General features: G+C 60.3%; 15 protein-coding genes. 6 read left to right on the forward strand and 9 right to left on the reverse strand.

Translation table 11 applies throughout. The features are described from left to right. Positions 1-52: 52 nt before the first annotated feature. The 6 genes from ACX3M4_RS07130 to ACX3M4_RS07155 all read right to left on the reverse strand — a co-directional run bounded on the left by ACX3M4_RS07130 (position 53) and on the right by ACX3M4_RS07155 (position 6056). Entirely contained in the window at positions 53-1285 is a 1233-nt protein-coding gene (locus ACX3M4_RS07130; RefSeq protein WP_459357890.1) for a L,D-transpeptidase family protein, read from the reverse strand. 416 nt (positions 1286-1701) lie between these two features. Next, the gene (ldtR, locus tag ACX3M4_RS07135; RefSeq protein ID WP_459357891.1) at positions 1702-2217 is read right to left on the reverse strand and encodes a transcriptional regulator LdtR; all 516 of its coding nucleotides are present in this window, start codon (positions 2215-2217) and stop codon (positions 1702-1704) included. 152 nt (positions 2218-2369) lie between these two features. Then, complete coding sequence (mmsB, locus tag ACX3M4_RS07140) at positions 2370-3260, reverse strand: 3-hydroxyisobutyrate dehydrogenase (RefSeq protein ID WP_459357892.1); 891 nt, start codon at positions 3258-3260, stop codon at positions 2370-2372. A 99-nt stretch (positions 3261-3359) separates the two neighbouring features. Beyond that, positions 3360-3779: a DUF6163 family protein gene (locus ACX3M4_RS07145; protein ID WP_459357893.1), complete on the reverse strand. Its 420-nt coding sequence runs from the start codon at positions 3777-3779 to the stop codon at positions 3360-3362. A gap of 42 nt (positions 3780-3821) precedes the next feature. Next, a complete protein-coding gene (locus ACX3M4_RS07150; protein ID WP_459357894.1) occupies positions 3822-4859 on the reverse strand; it encodes an enoyl-CoA hydratase/isomerase family protein in 1038 nt (345 codons plus the stop codon). 57 nt (positions 4860-4916) lie between these two features. Then, complete coding sequence (locus ACX3M4_RS07155; RefSeq protein ID WP_459357895.1) at positions 4917-6056, reverse strand: isobutyryl-CoA dehydrogenase; 1140 nt, start codon at positions 6054-6056, stop codon at positions 4917-4919. Positions 6057-6327: 271 nt separating this feature from the next. Between ACX3M4_RS07155 and hemB the strand changes: the two genes are divergently transcribed. From hemB to ACX3M4_RS07170, 3 genes are all read left to right on the forward strand, one after another. Continuing rightward, positions 6328-7323, forward strand: a complete 996-nt coding sequence (gene hemB, locus ACX3M4_RS07160; protein ID WP_459359385.1) for a porphobilinogen synthase — start codon at positions 6328-6330, stop codon at positions 7321-7323. Further along, positions 7320-8558, forward strand: coding sequence for a threonine ammonia-lyase (locus ACX3M4_RS07165; protein WP_459357896.1), 1239 nt, complete (start codon positions 7320-7322; stop codon positions 8556-8558). The genes hemB and ACX3M4_RS07165 overlap by 4 nt, the downstream gene beginning before the upstream one ends. A gap of 268 nt (positions 8559-8826) precedes the next feature. After that, entirely contained in the window at positions 8827-9339 is a 513-nt protein-coding gene (locus ACX3M4_RS07170) for an RDD family protein (RefSeq protein ID WP_459357897.1), read from the forward strand. A 6-nt stretch (positions 9340-9345) separates the two neighbouring features. On the opposite strand, the gene ACX3M4_RS07175 is transcribed toward ACX3M4_RS07170, so the two are convergent. Further along, entirely contained in the window at positions 9346-9669 is a 324-nt protein-coding gene (locus ACX3M4_RS07175) for a TspO/MBR family protein (RefSeq protein ID WP_459357898.1), read from the reverse strand. Positions 9670-9802: 133 nt separating this feature from the next. Here ACX3M4_RS07175 and ACX3M4_RS07180 point away from each other — a divergent pair, with 133 nt between their 5' ends. Beyond that, positions 9803-11638 carry an SLC13 family permease gene (locus ACX3M4_RS07180; protein ID WP_459357899.1) on the forward strand — a complete coding sequence of 612 codons (1836 nt, stop codon included), beginning with the start codon at positions 9803-9805 and terminating at the stop codon, positions 11636-11638. Positions 11639-11684: 46 nt separating this feature from the next. Further along, positions 11685-12467, forward strand: coding sequence for an arginyltransferase (locus tag ACX3M4_RS07185; protein ID WP_459357900.1), 783 nt, complete (start codon positions 11685-11687; stop codon positions 12465-12467). A gap of 208 nt (positions 12468-12675) precedes the next feature. On the opposite strand, the gene ACX3M4_RS07190 is transcribed toward ACX3M4_RS07185, so the two are convergent. Both ACX3M4_RS07190 and ACX3M4_RS07195 read right to left on the reverse strand, forming a co-directional pair. Continuing rightward, positions 12676-13335, reverse strand: coding sequence for a uracil-DNA glycosylase (locus ACX3M4_RS07190; RefSeq protein ID WP_459357901.1), 660 nt, complete (start codon positions 13333-13335; stop codon positions 12676-12678). Between the two features lie 14 nt (positions 13336-13349). Next, on the reverse strand, positions 13350-13943 hold the full coding sequence (locus tag ACX3M4_RS07195; RefSeq protein ID WP_459357902.1) for a LabA-like NYN domain-containing protein: 594 nt from the start codon (positions 13941-13943) through the stop codon (positions 13350-13352). 403 nt (positions 13944-14346) lie between these two features. Between ACX3M4_RS07195 and rpoZ the strand changes: the two genes are divergently transcribed. Beyond that, entirely contained in the window at positions 14347-14748 is a 402-nt protein-coding gene (gene rpoZ, locus ACX3M4_RS07200) for a DNA-directed RNA polymerase subunit omega (protein WP_459357903.1), read from the forward strand. Positions 14749-14789 lie beyond the last annotated feature (41 nt).

Genomic DNA, 14789 nt, shown 5'->3' on the forward strand with positions numbered 1-14789 from the left:
TTATCAAGACTGGCGTTTCAGGTGTCACCGTTCCTGGCTGAACGAAGGAACGTCAGAGACGCGCCTGATCGCCCGTGCCGTAAATGTCGTCGCGATTGTAGATGTCGTCGCGGAAATGCACCACACCATCGGCGTTGGCCCAGGCCGTGATGTAGCTCAGGTAAAGCGGGATCTGGTTTTTCAGCTTCACGTCTTCCCGCTCACCGGTCCGGATCACACCGTCGACACGGCTGCGGTCCCAATCGGGCGTCGTTGACTGCAACAGCCAGGTGACCAGTTCACGCACGTTCTGGACACGCACGCAGCCGGAGGAATGGAACCGGTTCTCTTCGCCGAACAGGGTCTTCGACGGCGTGTCGTGCAGATAGACCTGATGCGTGTTGTGGAAATTGATGCGGACGGACCCGAGGGAGTTTTCGGAGCCCGGATCCTGGGTGAAGCGGTATTGGGTCGCCTCGTCCGTGTTCCAGTCGATCTGCTGCCAGTCGAGCTCGTTACCGCTCCAGTCGAAGATGCGGATGTTGTTCTTCGCCAGGTACTGCGGATCCTGCTTCATCTTCGGGATCAGGTCCTTGCGGATGATCGATACGGGAACCGTCCAATAAGGATTGAAGTTGAGCTCGTAGATCTTGCTGTTGAGGATCGGCGTCTGCCGGTCGATCTTGCCGACAACCGCCGTGTGGCGCGACCGGACGAACCCGTTTTCAACGGCTTCGATTTCCGCTGCCGGAATGTTGACCATCACGTAGCGGTCGCCGAGGAAGCCGGACATGGTGCGCATGCGGATCATGTTGGTTTCGAGCTGACGCAGGCGCACATCGGCCGGAATGTTGAGCGCGGCAACCGTGCCCTCGCCCATGACACCGTCCGGAATGAGGCCGTGGCGCAGCTGGAAGCGGCGCAGGCCCGCATCGACGTAGGAATCGAAGGTGTCGGAAAGGCCTGCCTGCTGTTCCAGATCGCCGGAGACCATCAGACGGCGGCGCAGTTCGACGACGCGCGGATCCTTGGCACCGATGCGCAGGGACTTTCCGTCGCTGCTGACAGTGCCCCAGCCGCCCGCCTGCACGATGCGCTGGTACCGGTCGATGGCGATCGCGATGTAATCGGCGGTTTGCGGAGAAAGCGTCGGCGCGGACGACTTCACCTCGGTGATGTGGTCCGTCGCAATGTCGAAATTGTCCGCCCATTCGACTTGCTGATTCTGTGCGATCGTGATCGGCGCGGTCTGTGCATTGGAGCCGGTCGCAGCCATCAACGGCGCGACAATACCCAGCACGATCATGCTCGTGAACGTTTTTCCAGCGGTCAAATTCCTGTGAAGCTTTATCCCGAACGGCGCGGATAAAAGGTTCATCGCCAACCCCATGTTGCTGCACGTCTAAGCGCAAATTTCTTCAGTGGGTGCGCCAAGCCCCAAGCAATCGGGCCGCCGCGTTTGTTCCTGGCCCCATTCCTAACGGAAGGGAGTTAACAAATCGCTTGATTTCTTAACCATCTTGGTTTCAGGGACATCGCACAAAGCCATTCCAATGTGACCACAAGATGTCATGACCGGCGGAAGCCGGGATTCCGAAGCGGATATAGCTTTGTTTTTTACGGACAAGAAAAAACCTCTCCGCAATTTTGAGGAGAGGCCGGAAAAACAGAAGGCACCGCCCGGCGGGCGGTGCCTTGTCATCTGAATGGACCGCGCAAAAATTAAAGGCGGTAGAGGATCTGGTCGGTCCAGAACCGCTCGAGGCGGCGCAGCGACTTGTTGAGGGCAACGAAGTCCTGCGGACCGATCTCGCCGACCTGCTCCACGGACAGCATGTGACGCTCGTAAAGATCGTTGACGATCTTGGCGACGTCCCTGCCCTTTTCCGTCAGGCTGACACGAACGGACCGGCGGTCCATGCGCGAACGCTGATGGTGGATATAGCCGGTTTCGACCAGTTTCTTCAGGTTGTAGGAAACGTTCGAACCCAGATAGTAACCGCGCGTGCGCAGCTCCCCGGCCGTCAGCTCGCTGTCGCCGATGTTGAACAGCAGCAGAGCCTGCACGCTGTTGACATCGGACCGGCCCATGCGGTCGAACTCGTCCTTGATAACGTCCAGCAGACGTCGATGCAGCCGCTCAACGAGCGTAAGAGCTTCGAGGTAGAGCGGCTTGATCTCCAGCTCTTCCCCTTCACTCTGTGCAACAGCGTCGACTGCCCTACTTGCGGTGATCATGTGATTGCGCCTCTTTTGTACCTGTCGTTCGACGGATATTTTCCCGCCTTGTTACGCAATCTAACCGAGCGATTCTAAAATCCGCTTAAGAGACACGCTGAATCATCGGTTAACTTTCGACAGGTGTTTTAGAGGTCGGTTTAATCTTTGATTCATGATGATCCGCGCAGGAACTTCACGATGCCCGAGAAATCCTGCGCCGCACCGCCGGAATTGCAGAAAAGCGCATAAAGCGAGGCAGCTTCTGCGCCGAGCGGCGTTGCAGCCCCCGCCGAACTGGCCGCTTCCTGGGCCAGTTTCAGGTCTTTCAGCATCATTGCCGCGGCAAAACCTGGCTGGTAATCGCGGTTTGCCGGTGACGTCGGCAGAGGTCCCGGCACCGGGCAATAGGAGGTCAGCGACCAGCACTGGCCGGATGCGGTCGAGGAGATGTCGAACAACTTCTGCTTGTCCAGGCCGAGCTTTTCCGCAAGGACGAAAGCTTCGGAAACGGCGATCATGGAAATGCCGAGGATCATGTTGTTGCAGATCTTGGCCGCTTGCCCGGTACCGGCGCCGCCCGCGTGCACGATGGTCTTGCCCATGATGTCGAGATAGGGCTTGGCCGCCTCGAATGCCCCGTCCTCACCACCGACCATGAAGGTCAGAGTGCCTGCTGCCGCGCCCGCGACACCGCCGGAGACCGGCGCATCGACCATCTTCATGCCTTTCGCGGCAGCAGCCTCGCTGACCGCACGGGCACTATCGACATCGATCGTGGAGGAATCGATCATCACGGTGCCTGGCTTCGCCGCATCCAGAATGCCGCCCTCGCCCTGATAGATCTGCCGCACGTGCTTGCCCGCCGGCAGCATGGTGACGATGACATCGGCGACTGCAGCAAGTTCGGCAACGCTGGCAGCCTTTTCGCCGCCGGCTTCGGCATGGGTAGCAAGCGCCGTATCCGACAGGTCGAAGCCGAGAACCCGGTGTCCCGCCTTGACCAGGTTGATGGCCATCGGGCCGCCCATATTGCCGAGGCCGATAAATCCGATAGTGCTCACGTGATGTCCTCCCAGAGAGATTTCGTGTTTCTTTTGAATCTGTTGACCCGATCCGATGAAAGACCGGTCAAGGCGCTTCAGAAATCGATTCAATCCGGCTCAGCCGGAATTGACGCGGCTTTCCCGGTCCATCAGATAGGCCAGGACCGCATAGATCGCGATCGTCAGAAGATAGAAGGCGATCTCGTAGGGACGGCGGCCATAGAGATCGGAAAAGGCGGTGTGCATGACGATCTGGCAGAAGCAACGGAAGATCCACATGACCGTTCCCCAGGAGACGGTCAGCCAGAGGCCTGTCGCGGCAACCAGATCGAGCACGGCGAAAAAAACGATCGCCCCCTGCATCGGCACCGGCATGTCCCAGAACCAGAAACCGCGCCATTCGACAATGCCGATGATGCGTGCCCAATAGATGACGCCGCCGCAAAACAGGATGACGGCAATGACGCGCAGATACCAGACGAGAAGCGTGCTCCAGGGCGGGCGGGCTTCGATCAGGTCCTGAAAGCTCGTAATCATCTATAGTCTGGGTCCGGTTGGGTCTGTCGGGACCTTGCAGCTTCAGGAAAGCGGCAGGTCTCCGTCGGGTGGTCCCTCGAAATACGATGCCAGATCGGCGCTGTCCACTTGGCCAAACTGGGAAGGTGACCATTTCGGTGCCTGGTCCTTGTCGACCAGCACCGCGCGGATGCCTTCGTAGAACTCGGTTCCCCGCAGAATGCGCGAGACAATCCGGTATTCCAGCTTCATGCAGCCGTTGAAGGAAAGCTCAGCGCCGCGCTGCATCTGCTCGAAAGCAATTAGGACGCTTGTCGGCGATTTGTCGCGGATGGCGGCAGCGGTCTTTAACGCAAAATCGCTGCCTGACGCGTCGAGGCGTGCAAGAATCTCTTCCACTTTTGCAGCCGAAAAGGCCTGTTCGATCTCGTTCAGATGTTCTGTTACCGGTCCCCGTTCCGGGGTCACCAGATAGGGGGCGAGCGCGGCGCCGATATCGTCCGCGGTCTCAAGCGACAGTTCCACGTCCTTGAGGTTTTCCGACGAGAGGGCATGGGTCAGCACGCCGGTCGTCAGGGCGTCGCCCTGTTTCAAACGGCCGGCGCTCAGGGCGCAGTAGACGCCGCTCTTCTTCTGCATGCGCGGCAGGAAATAAGTGCCGCCGACATCCGGGAAGAAACCGATGCCGGTTTCCGGCATGGCAAAAAGCGTCTTTTCCGTACCGACCCGGTGGCTGCCATGGACCGAAACGCCGACGCCGCCACCCATGACGATGCCATCGATGAGCGCGACATAGGGTTTCGGATAGGCCTTGATCTGCGCGTTGAGGAGATATTCCTCGCGGAAGAAGGCACCGAGACCATCCACCTGCCCCGCCTGGCGCGCGTCATAGATGCTACGGATGTCGCCGCCGGCGCAGAAGGCTTTTTCACCTGCACCGGTAACGACAACGTGGGCGATCCCGGGATCAGTTTCCCAGGCTGTCAACTGCGCGGCCAGGGCCGAGACCATGGGATGGCTCAGCGCGTTCAGGGCCTTGGGCCGGTTGAGGGTGACGAAGCCGGCCTTGCCGCGCTGTTCGAACAGGATCTCGTCGCTCACTGAGGCGCCTCACATTAAAAGAAGAGTCGTTTCAAAAAGTTGGGGCGAAAGGCTTCATCAGTCTTTCAACAGATGCCGGGCGATGATGAGCCGCATGATCTCGTTGGTGCCTTCCAGGATCTGGTGCACGCGGACATCGCGGAAATAGCGCTCGATCGGATAGTCGCGCAGATAGCCGTATCCGCCATGAAGCTGCAGTGCCTCGTTGACCACCTTGAAGCCGGTGTCCGTCGCCAGCCGCTTGGCCATGGCCGCCAGCTTGGTGGCGTCGTGCGACTTGGCGTCGACTGCGGTGGCCGCCTTGTGCAGCAGCAACCGGGCCGCTTCCAGTTCGGTCGCCATGTCGGCAAGACGGAACTGCAGGGCCTGGAAATCGGCGATCGGCCGGCCGAACTGCTTGCGCTCCTGGACATAAGCCAGGGCATGGTCGAGACAGGCCTGCGCGGCGCCGAGCGAACAGGCTCCGATGTTGAGGCGGCCGCCGTCGAGCGCCGCCATGGCGATCTTGAAGCCCTGACCCTCAACGCCGACAAGGTTCGACTTCGGCACCCGGCAATCCTGGAAATTCACCTGGGCGGTCGGCTGGCTCTTCCAGCCGAGCTTGACTTCATTTGCGCCGAAGCTGAGGCCGGGCGTACCTTTTTCCACCAGCAGGCAGGAGACCCCGGCAGCGCCCTCGCCGCCCGTGCGCACCATGACCGCATAGAGATCGCTGACACCGCCGCCGGAGATGAAAGCCTTGGAACCATTGAGGACATAATGATCGCCATCATCCTTCGCGCTGGTGCGAAGGCTCGCCGCATCGGAGCCGGAGCCGGGCTCCGTCAGGCAGTAGCTGGTGAGCAGCTCCATGGTGCAGAGCTTCGGCAGGTATTTCTGGCGCAGGTCTTCAGAGGCAAAGGTGTCGATGATCCAGGCGACCATGTTGTGGATCGACAGATACGCCGCCGTCGAGGTGCAGCCCTGGGACAGTTCTTCGAAGATCAGCGCCGCGTCGAGCCGGGTCAGCGCAGAGCCGCCGACCTCTTCCTTGACATAGATGCCGCCGAAGCCGAGTTCGGCTGCCTTGCGCAGGGTCGGGATCGGAAAGTGGCTGTCCTCGTCCCACTGCTTTGCATTGGGGGCGAGCTCGTCGCGTGAGAAGCTTGCGGCCATGTCCTGAAAGGCACGCTGATCTTCGTTGAGTGAAAAGTCCACGGCTTGTCCTCCCTAAAGCGGCAGCGGGCTGCGCGACTCCCTCGCGCCCGGTCTGCAGATCGATCGGCCGCACTAAAGCACATTTGACGCGAACGTCAAACAATCTCTTTTTCGTTATAAATTTCAGTTATTTTACAGAATGTTGGAATGCGTCAATCTGCGTGATAGATTGGCGCCTCGCTTCGATCAGAATGCGCTTTCCATCAAGTTTAGAGAACAGACAGGGCCGATGCCGTCAAAATCCCCGCTTCCGCCGATCACCTCCGACCACATGGACACGCTTCTTGCCGGTACCCGCATGCGCCGCAACCGCCAGACCGACTGGTCCCGCCGGCTTGTGCGCGAGAACACGCTGACGGTCAATGACCTGATCTGGCCGATCTTCATCGTAGATGGTGAGAATGTCCGCCAGGCCGTGCCTTCCATGCCGGAAGTGATGCGTTTGTCCGTGGACGAGGCCGTGCGCGAAGCGGAACGGGCGGCGAAGCTGAATATCCCCGCACTCGCGCTGTTTCCCTATACCGACCCTGCCTTGCGCGACGAGACCGGCTCCGAGGCGCTCAATCCGGAGAACCTCACCTGCAGGGCGCTGCGTGCCATCAAGGCGGAGGGGCTGAACCTCGGCCTCATGACCGATGTCGCTCTCGATCCCTATACCAGCCATGGCCATGACGGGCTGATGGCAGGCGACACCATTCTCAACGACGAGACCGTCGACCAGCTCTGCCGCCAGGCCCTGGTGCAGGCGGAGGCCGGATCCGACGTGATCGCGCCCTCGGACATGATGGACGGCCGTATCGGTGCGATCCGCCAGGCGCTCGATTCCCAAGGCTTCCGCGGCACGCAGATCATGGCCTATTCGGCCAAATACGCCTCCGCCTTCTACGGCCCGTTCCGCGACGCGGTCGGCTCTTCCGGCACGCTGAAGGGTGACAAGCGCACCTATCAGATGGACCCGGCCAACACCGACGAAGCGCTCCGGGAAGCCGCGCTCGATATCGCCGAAGGTGCCGACATGGTGATGGTGAAGCCGGGCATGCCCTATCTCGACATCGTCCGGCGTCTCAAGGACGAATTTCAGGTACCGACCTATGCCTATCAGGTGTCCGGCGAATACGCGATGATCAAGGCAGCGGCCGGCAATGGCTGGCTCGACGGCGACAAGGCGATGGTTGAGAGCCTGCTTGCCTTCAAGCGTGCCGGCGCCGACGGCATCCTCACCTATTTCGCGCCGAAAGTGGCGGAGATGCTGGCGGCCGGCAAATGACCGTCTCATCAGACGAGGTCACCTTCAGCCGGGTCCAGGCCGCGGCCGATCTCCTGCGCGGTGCGGTGATCGAAACACCTTGCCTCCCGGCCCCGCGCCTGTCGCAGCTCACAGGCGCCGAGGTCTACGTCAAATACGAGAACATGCAAGTGACCGGCGCCTTCAAGGAACGCGGCGCCCTTGTCAAGCTTTCCAGCCTGAGCGCGGACGAAAAGGCACGCGGTGTCATCGCGGTTTCGGCCGGCAACCATGCCCAGGGCGTTGCCTACCACGCCGGCCGACTCGGCATTCCGGCAACCATCGTCATGCCGGTGTTGACGCCTTTCGTGAAGATCTCCGCCACCCGCAATCATGGAGCCGAAGTCGTTCTTGCCGGCAATACGCTGGCCGAGGCCAAGGAAGAAGCCGATCGGCTGGCCGCCGAAAAGAACCTCGTCTGGGTACACCCCTATGACGATGCCCATGTCATCCACGGCCAGGGCACCATCGGCATCGAGATGCTGGCGCAGCAGCCGGATCTTGATGTTCTGATCGTTCCGGTCGGCGGCGGCGGTCTTATCGCGGGCATTGCGACAGCCGCCAAGGCGATCAAGCCCTCCGTCGAGGTGATCGGCGTCGAGACGACGCTTTATCCGGGCATGTGGGGTGCTTTCTACGGCAAGGACGTGCGCTGCGAAGGCGCCACGATCGCCGAGGGCATCGCCGTGCGTGACATCGGCGTGCTGACGACTGAGGTCATCAAGAAAACTGTCGACGACATTCTGCTCGTCTCCGAAAGCAGCATCGAACAGGCAATCAACGCCTATCTCACATTGCAGCGGACGATTGCCGAGGGGGCAGGCGCTGCCGGTCTCGCCGCCCTCCTCGGCAATCGGGAGCGCTTTGCGGGCAAGCGCGTCGGCCTGGTACTCTGCGGCGGCAATATCGACCCGCGGCTTCTTTCAAAGATCGTGGTGCGCGAGCTTGCCCGCGACGGCAAGCTGGTCTCGATCCGCATCGACACGCCGGACCGCCCGGGCGTTCTCGGTGAAATCGCCACTGTCATCGGCGACATGCAGGGCAACGTCGTCGATGTGGAGCACCACCGTCTGTTCCTCAATGTTCCTGCCAAGGGCGCGACGCTGGACGTCACCTTCGAGGCCTTCGACCGCCCGCACGGCGAGCGCATCGTTGCTGCCTTGCGCGAACGGGCGTTCATTGTGCGGTATCTGGAGATCGGCGACCGGATGGATTGAGGAGGGCGACGGGCATTCAACCGTTCTTTCTGCGGCCATCAAAGACCAGTGACCTCATCCTGAGGAGGGCTGCAAGCCCGTCTCGAAGGATAGGCCACTTGCTCCGGAATTCTTGGCCCATCCTTCGAGACAGCGCTGCGCGCCTCCTCAGGATGAGGTAATCGGTGTGGCTCCTCAGCGTTGCTCGCTTTAAGTCCCGAGACAGGAGAATTGCGAAATCCCTGAGCAATCCCCACATGAGTACCATCAAACTCAAGGGAGCCGGACCATGTCAGCTGAAACCACCTCGGACTATGCCCGTCAGGACGTCTTAGATCCTGTGCGCAATCCGGAGCTGTTTTCGGGCGTGCGCAGCCGGCGGATCTTTGCCTTCTTCATCGACGTGATCGTCATCGCACTCCTGACCTTCGGGGCGGGCATCGTGGTGTTTTTCCTGGGTGTCTTTACGCTCGGCCTCGGTTTCCTGCTCTATGCCATCCTGCCGACGGCGGTGGCCCTGCTTTACGTGGCCTTCACCCTTGGTGGGCCTCAGGCCTCGACGCTCGGCATGCGGGCGATGGGCCTTGAGATGCGGCTCTGGTACGGTGCCAAGCCCTACCCGTTGCTGGCGGCCGTCCATGCAATCCTGTTCTGGTTCTCGATCTCGCTGCTGACGCCGCTTGTACTGCTGGTCTCGCTCTTCTCCGACCGCAAGCGCCTGCTGCATGATCTGGTCCTCGGTACGGTCGTCATCAATTCGGCCCATCACACGAGCTACGCGCAGACACACGGCCGGGCTTGAGCGAAGTCAGTTCAAAATTGCGAGCGACAGATTGAGCAACGCTGCAAATCCAACCCATATGGCGTATGGAACAAACAGCAGCGCCGCGGTGCGATCTTTTTGCCAGTTCCCTCCGACGAAGTTGAGGATGAGGAACAGCATGGCAATGATTACGCAGAACGTAACCCAGGTCAGGTGAAGACCGAAGAAGAGTGGCGACCGGAGCCAGTTCAGCCACCTCTGAGCATAACAGATATACATGAGCCCGCTGTCAGGATCGTGGACAAACGTTCGCCAGCCGGCAACAGCGAAGAGCACGTAGAGTGCTGTCCAGCGCCAAGTGCTTGACAAGACTGCGACGAATAGCCGATGAGGCGTAGAAATCTATCAACGGCAATATTGCCTTAAGTCTCTTCCATAGCCGGGTGCGCCTGCTTTAGAGTGTCCTTTCGTGAATTCGGCCATCGTGGCCTTGGGCAGGTGAATGCACTCAGTCGATATTGCCATGGCGCTGACCTTTTTGGTGATTGCGTCAACCGTCGTCCTCTACGCCCTGGAGCGCTATGCGATCGAGACGATCGCTCTCGGCTCCGTTTCCGCGTTCATCGTCATCTTTTCCGTGTTTCCGGTTGGCAAGCCGGACGGCTCCCTGATCGGCGCTGGCGATTTTCTGGCGGGATTTGCCAACCCGGCGCTGATTACGGTCATCTGCCTGCTGATCATCGGACAGGGCCTGTTCCAGACGGACGCGCTGGAAGCCCCCGCCAAAGCGATCGTGCGAATGACCCGCGGCAGATCCCTGCGCGCTGCAATTCCGGTGCTTCTGACCGTGGCGGCCCTCAGCGCGTTTTTGAACAACACACCGGTCGTGGTGATGTTCCTGCCGATCCTGACCGCCGTCGCGGCGACCGTCGGACAATCGCCTGCTCGGGTGCTCATGCCCCTTTCTTTCCTGGCGATCCTTGGCGGCATGACGACGCTGATCGGGTCGTCGACCAACCTGCTCGTCGCGAACTTTGCAGCACAAAGCTCGGACCTGAGCCTCACCTTTTTCAGCTTCACGCCAATCGGCCTGATCGTCGCCGGCGTCGGCACGATCTATGTGCTCTTCTTCATGCCGAAGTTGTTGCCCGTGCGCAAAACCATGGCGGAAGAGTTTCAGAGTTCGTCCGGCAAGCAGTTCATCGCGCAGATCGAAATCACCTACGGCCATCCGCTGGTCGGTGTTGAATCCGTCTCCGGCATGTTCCCGAAGCTGAAGGACATGACCGTGCGGCTGGTGCAGCGTGGTCAGAAGCCGATCCTGCCGCCGTTCGAAAACGTGGTTCTGTCTCCGGGCGACACCGTGATTGTGGCTGCGACGCGCGCCGCCCTTGCCAACGCCCTCGCCCGCCGTCAGCCGCTGATGGAAACGGAAGGCGACAGCAACGGCTCCGGCCGCGAAACCCAGGCGGCCCCCGCCGGCACCATCAGCCTCGCCGAGGTGGTGGTGGCTCCGGCCTCTCGCCTGATGGGGCGCACGCTGCCCCAGTCGGGCTTTTACAACGACACCGGCTGCCTGGTGATGGGCATCCAGCGGCGCAGCCGCATGCCGCGCATGGCGATGAACGATATCCGGCTGGAAGCCGGCGACGTGCTGCTTGTCGCAGGCAGCGAGGAAGCGATTGCGCGCCTGCGCGGCAACCGCGACGTGCTGCTGCTGGACTGGTCCATGGCCGAGGTGCCGCGCAAGCGCTACGCCCCTTACGCGCTTGTTATCTTCGCTTGCGTCGTCGTGCTCGCCGCAAGCGGCCTGGTGCCGATTGTTTCAACCGCAGTCGCCGGCACCTTTGCCATGATCGTCTCCGGATGCCTGAACATCCGCCAGGCCATGCGTGCCATCGACAGCCGTATCTTCATGCTGGTGGGGGCGTCGCTTGCTGCCGCTGTCGCACTGGAGGGAACGGGCGGTGCCAACGCGATCGCGACCGGCCTGGTACAGGTTCTGCACGGCGCATCGGCGCCGGTTATGCTTTCGGCGCTGTTCTTTATCGTGATGATCCTGACGAACTTCCTGTCGAACAACGCCGCCGCCGTCCTGTTCACCCCAATCGCCATCAAGCTTGCGGAACAGATAGGACAGAGCCCGGAGGCCTTCGTGGTCTGCCTGATCATCGCCGCGAACTCGTCTTTCGCCACCCCGATCGGCTACCAGACAAACCTCATCGTCATGGGTCCGGGCCACTACAAGTTCATGGACTTTGTGAGGGCCGGAACGCCACTCGCGCTTATTTTATGGTTGACCTTCTCATTGGTCGCGCCATGGTATTACGGATTATAGGACCGGGAACAGGAACAAGAGCAACAAGGATTCGCGGGACAACACGGTGACACGGCACCCCACAGACCATCCGCAGTTCTACCTTACGGCGCCAGCGCCCTGCCCTTATCTTGAGGGGAAACAAGAGCGCAAGGTTTTTACCCATCTCGTCGGCCACGGCGCGCCGGCCCTCAACGAGGTTCTGACCCAGGGCGGGTTCCGCCGCAGCCAGAACATTGCCTACCGGCCAGCGTGCGAGCGCTGCCAGGCCTGTATCTCCGTTCGTGTCCGGGTTGCCGACTTTCAGTGGACCAAGTCCTTCAAGCGTGTCTGGAAATCCGCTGCCGACATCGTCGGTGCGCGCCTGCCGCCGAGCCCGTCGGCCGAGCAATACGACCTCTTCCGCGACTATCTGCAGGCCAGGCACGAGAATGGCGGCATGACGGAAATGAGCGTGCTCGACTATGCGATGATGGTCGAGGACACCCATGTGGAAACGCTCGTCATCGAATACCGGCGCCGCGGCCCCAACAGCTTCCTCACCGGAGCGGGCGAAGGCAAGCTTCTGGGTGTCGCCCTCTCAGACCAGCTCTCCGACGGACTGTCGATGGTCTATTCCTTCTACGACCCGGACTATGCCAAGTCGCCGCTTGGCACCTACATGATCCTCGATCATATCGAGCGCGCCCGCAGGCTGAACCTTCCTTACGTCTATCTCGGCTACTGGGTCGATGGCTCGCAGAAGATGGCCTACAAGGCCCGCTTCAAGCCGCAGGAACATCTCGGCCCCAACGGCTGGGTGGTCGTCGATGCGGAAGCCTATCACCGGGAACCGCATTCGGACGAGTGATGCGGTAAGAAACTGAGAAGTTGCGCTTCCCTGAGCCTCATCCTGAGGAGGGCCTTCAGGTCCGTTTCGAAGGATGGGCAACAGGTTGCCAAGCAAGCGGCCCATCCTTCGAGACAGCGCTTTGCGCTTCCTCAAGATGAGGCGGAGAAGGCGGCTCTGATCCGCAAAATGAGATTTGCCCGTCAACTGGCGCAGTTCACTGTTCCGATCACGGAATATGCGTACGGATCTTTTCGAACACGGACCGGAACATATCCTCGGTCAGGCGCCCGGTATTGGTGTTGTATCTCGAGCAGTGGTAGCTGTCGAACAGGGTCAGGTTCGTGCCCGGCAGGTCGTGGCGAGCGCCATGGGCAAAGGAAAATGATGCCCGGCGCTGGTCAAGCGCTGTCAGGAACGTTTCGTGGGCAATGCGGCCGAGAGCCAGTACGGCACGAATGGACGGGTTGGCCGCGAGTGTCGACAACAGATAGGGCCGGCAGGTCTTGATCTCCGCCCCTGTCGGTTTGTTTTGCGGCGGCAGGCAACGCACCGCGTTGGTGATCATCGCGTCCTGCAGGGTCAATCCATCATCCGGCCGCGCCAGATAGGTACCTTTCGCAAAGCCGAAATCGATCATGGTCTTGTAGAGAAGGTCGCCGGCATAATCGCCGGTAAAGGGCCGCCCCGTGCAATTTGCTCCCTTCATTCCCGGTGCGAGGCCGATCACCAGAAGGCGCGGCGCAGTGTCGCCAAAGGAGGGAACGGGAGCGTTGTGCCAGTCGGGATAAACCGCCTTCAGCTCCTCGCGCAGGGCAACGAGCCGCGGACAGGCGGGGCAGTCCAGGGGCGGATCGACCTGCCCCGGATTTCCGGTAGGCACAGACATTGCCGGGCAGCGCCTTAGTAGTCGTCGTCCTCGTCGTCGTCTTCAGCCTGCACCGGTGCCTGGGGGCGGGCAGGACGTTCGGACGGGTCGCGGCCGATCTTGTTGGCGAGGTTTGCAAGGTCGATGAAGTGGTCGGCCTGGCGCCGCAGGTCGTCTGCGATCATCGGCGGCTGGGTTTTAAGCGTCGATACCACGCTCACCTTGCGGCCCTTGCGCTGAAGCGCCTCGACCAGCGAGCGGAAGTCGCCGTCGCCGGAGAACAGAACCACATGGTCGACGGATTCCACCAGTTCCATCGCATCCACTGCAAGCTCGATATCCATGTTGCCCTTGACCTTGCGGCGGCCGGCACTGTCCACAAATTCCTTCACCGGCTTGGTGATGACCTTGTAGCCATTGTAGTCGAGCCAATCGATCAACGGACGGATAGAGGAATATTCCTGATCTTCTATCAGCGCGGTGTAGTAGTAAGCGCGCAGCAGGTAGGCTTGTCCCTGGAACTCTTTCAGCAAACGCTTGTAGTCAATGTCAAAGCCGATGGCCTTGGCAGTTGAGTACAAGTTGGCTCCATCAATGAACAAAGCAACCTTTTCCCGAGCGTCAAACATCTTATTTGAAACCTTTCCAAGTGATATGCTTGTCTTTGTTTTTTTGTGTAGATGAACTTGGCTTCCCGCAGCCGGGCTCATCTCGCCCACGTTGTTCAAGACAAAGCATAGTCGCTGTTAGGGGGTCACGCAGTCCGCGACGTCAGACAGCTTATAGTTTTATTTTCCAAACGGCCTTCTGATTCTGGAAGGGGCCGCTAGTAACGGCCTACACTATAATATTGGACTGCCGCAATGCAAAAGCGAGTACGGTTTTCAAAAATCCGGCAAAATTTCTTCGAATTTCGTGACTGACCGTTCAGGAAAAAGCCGCTTCCTCCGATATCTGACAAGGGGTTGCTTTTTCGAAACGCGAACACTATACGCTGGTCGTTCAAGTTCCTTAAGCCTATGGAGACGTCGAATGGCGCGCGTGACCGTCGAGGACTGCATCGACAAGGTCGAAAACCGGTTTGAGCTGGTGCTGCTTGCTGCGCATCGCGCTCGCATGATCTCAAGCGGTTCTCCGCTGACCATTGACCGTGACAACGACAAGAACCCTGTTGTCGCGCTGCGCGAGATTGCCGAGCAGACCGTTAGCCCGGAAGACATGAAAGAGGACCTGATCCACTCGCTGCAGAAATATGTGGAAGTGGATGAGCCGGAAGCCGATGCCGTGCCGCTCGTTCCGTCCTCCAATCAGCATCAGATGACGCAGGTCAACAATGTCGACGACAGCGCGGTTGAATTCGACCGCATGTCGGAGGAAGATCTTCTGCGTGGCCTCGAAGGCCTCGTTCCGCCGGAGCGGACGGACGACGTCTGATCGCTTGCCACAAGTTCGTCTGAAGCGCGTCCGGAACCATC

It is taken from the genome of Roseibium sp. M-1, from assembly GCF_054515675.1.

Coding starts and splice junctions, on each gene's coding strand:
- ACX3M4_RS07190 (WP_459357901.1), bottom strand. CDS start 13,335: ATGTCTGTGCCTACCGGAAATCCGGGGCAGGTCGATCCGCCCCTGGAC.
- ACX3M4_RS07130 (WP_459357890.1), bottom strand. CDS start 1,285: ATGATCGTGCTGGGTATTGTCGCGCCGTTGATGGCTGCGACCGGCTCC.
- ldtR (WP_459357891.1), bottom strand. CDS start 2,217: ATGATCACCGCAAGTAGGGCAGTCGACGCTGTTGCACAGAGTGAAGGG.
- ACX3M4_RS07165 (WP_459357896.1), top strand. CDS start 7,320: ATGACCGTCTCATCAGACGAGGTCACCTTCAGCCGGGTCCAGGCCGCG.
- ACX3M4_RS07195 (WP_459357902.1), bottom strand. CDS start 13,943: ATGTTTGACGCTCGGGAAAAGGTTGCTTTGTTCATTGATGGAGCCAAC.
- hemB (WP_459359385.1), top strand. CDS start 6,328: ATGGACACGCTTCTTGCCGGTACCCGCATGCGCCGCAACCGCCAGACC.
- ACX3M4_RS07145 (WP_459357893.1), bottom strand. CDS start 3,779: ATGATTACGAGCTTTCAGGACCTGATCGAAGCCCGCCCGCCCTGGAGC.
- ACX3M4_RS07170 (WP_459357897.1), top strand. CDS start 8,827: ATGTCAGCTGAAACCACCTCGGACTATGCCCGTCAGGACGTCTTAGAT.
- ACX3M4_RS07180 (WP_459357899.1), top strand. CDS start 9,803: ATGCACTCAGTCGATATTGCCATGGCGCTGACCTTTTTGGTGATTGCG.
- rpoZ (WP_459357903.1), top strand. CDS start 14,347: ATGGCGCGCGTGACCGTCGAGGACTGCATCGACAAGGTCGAAAACCGG.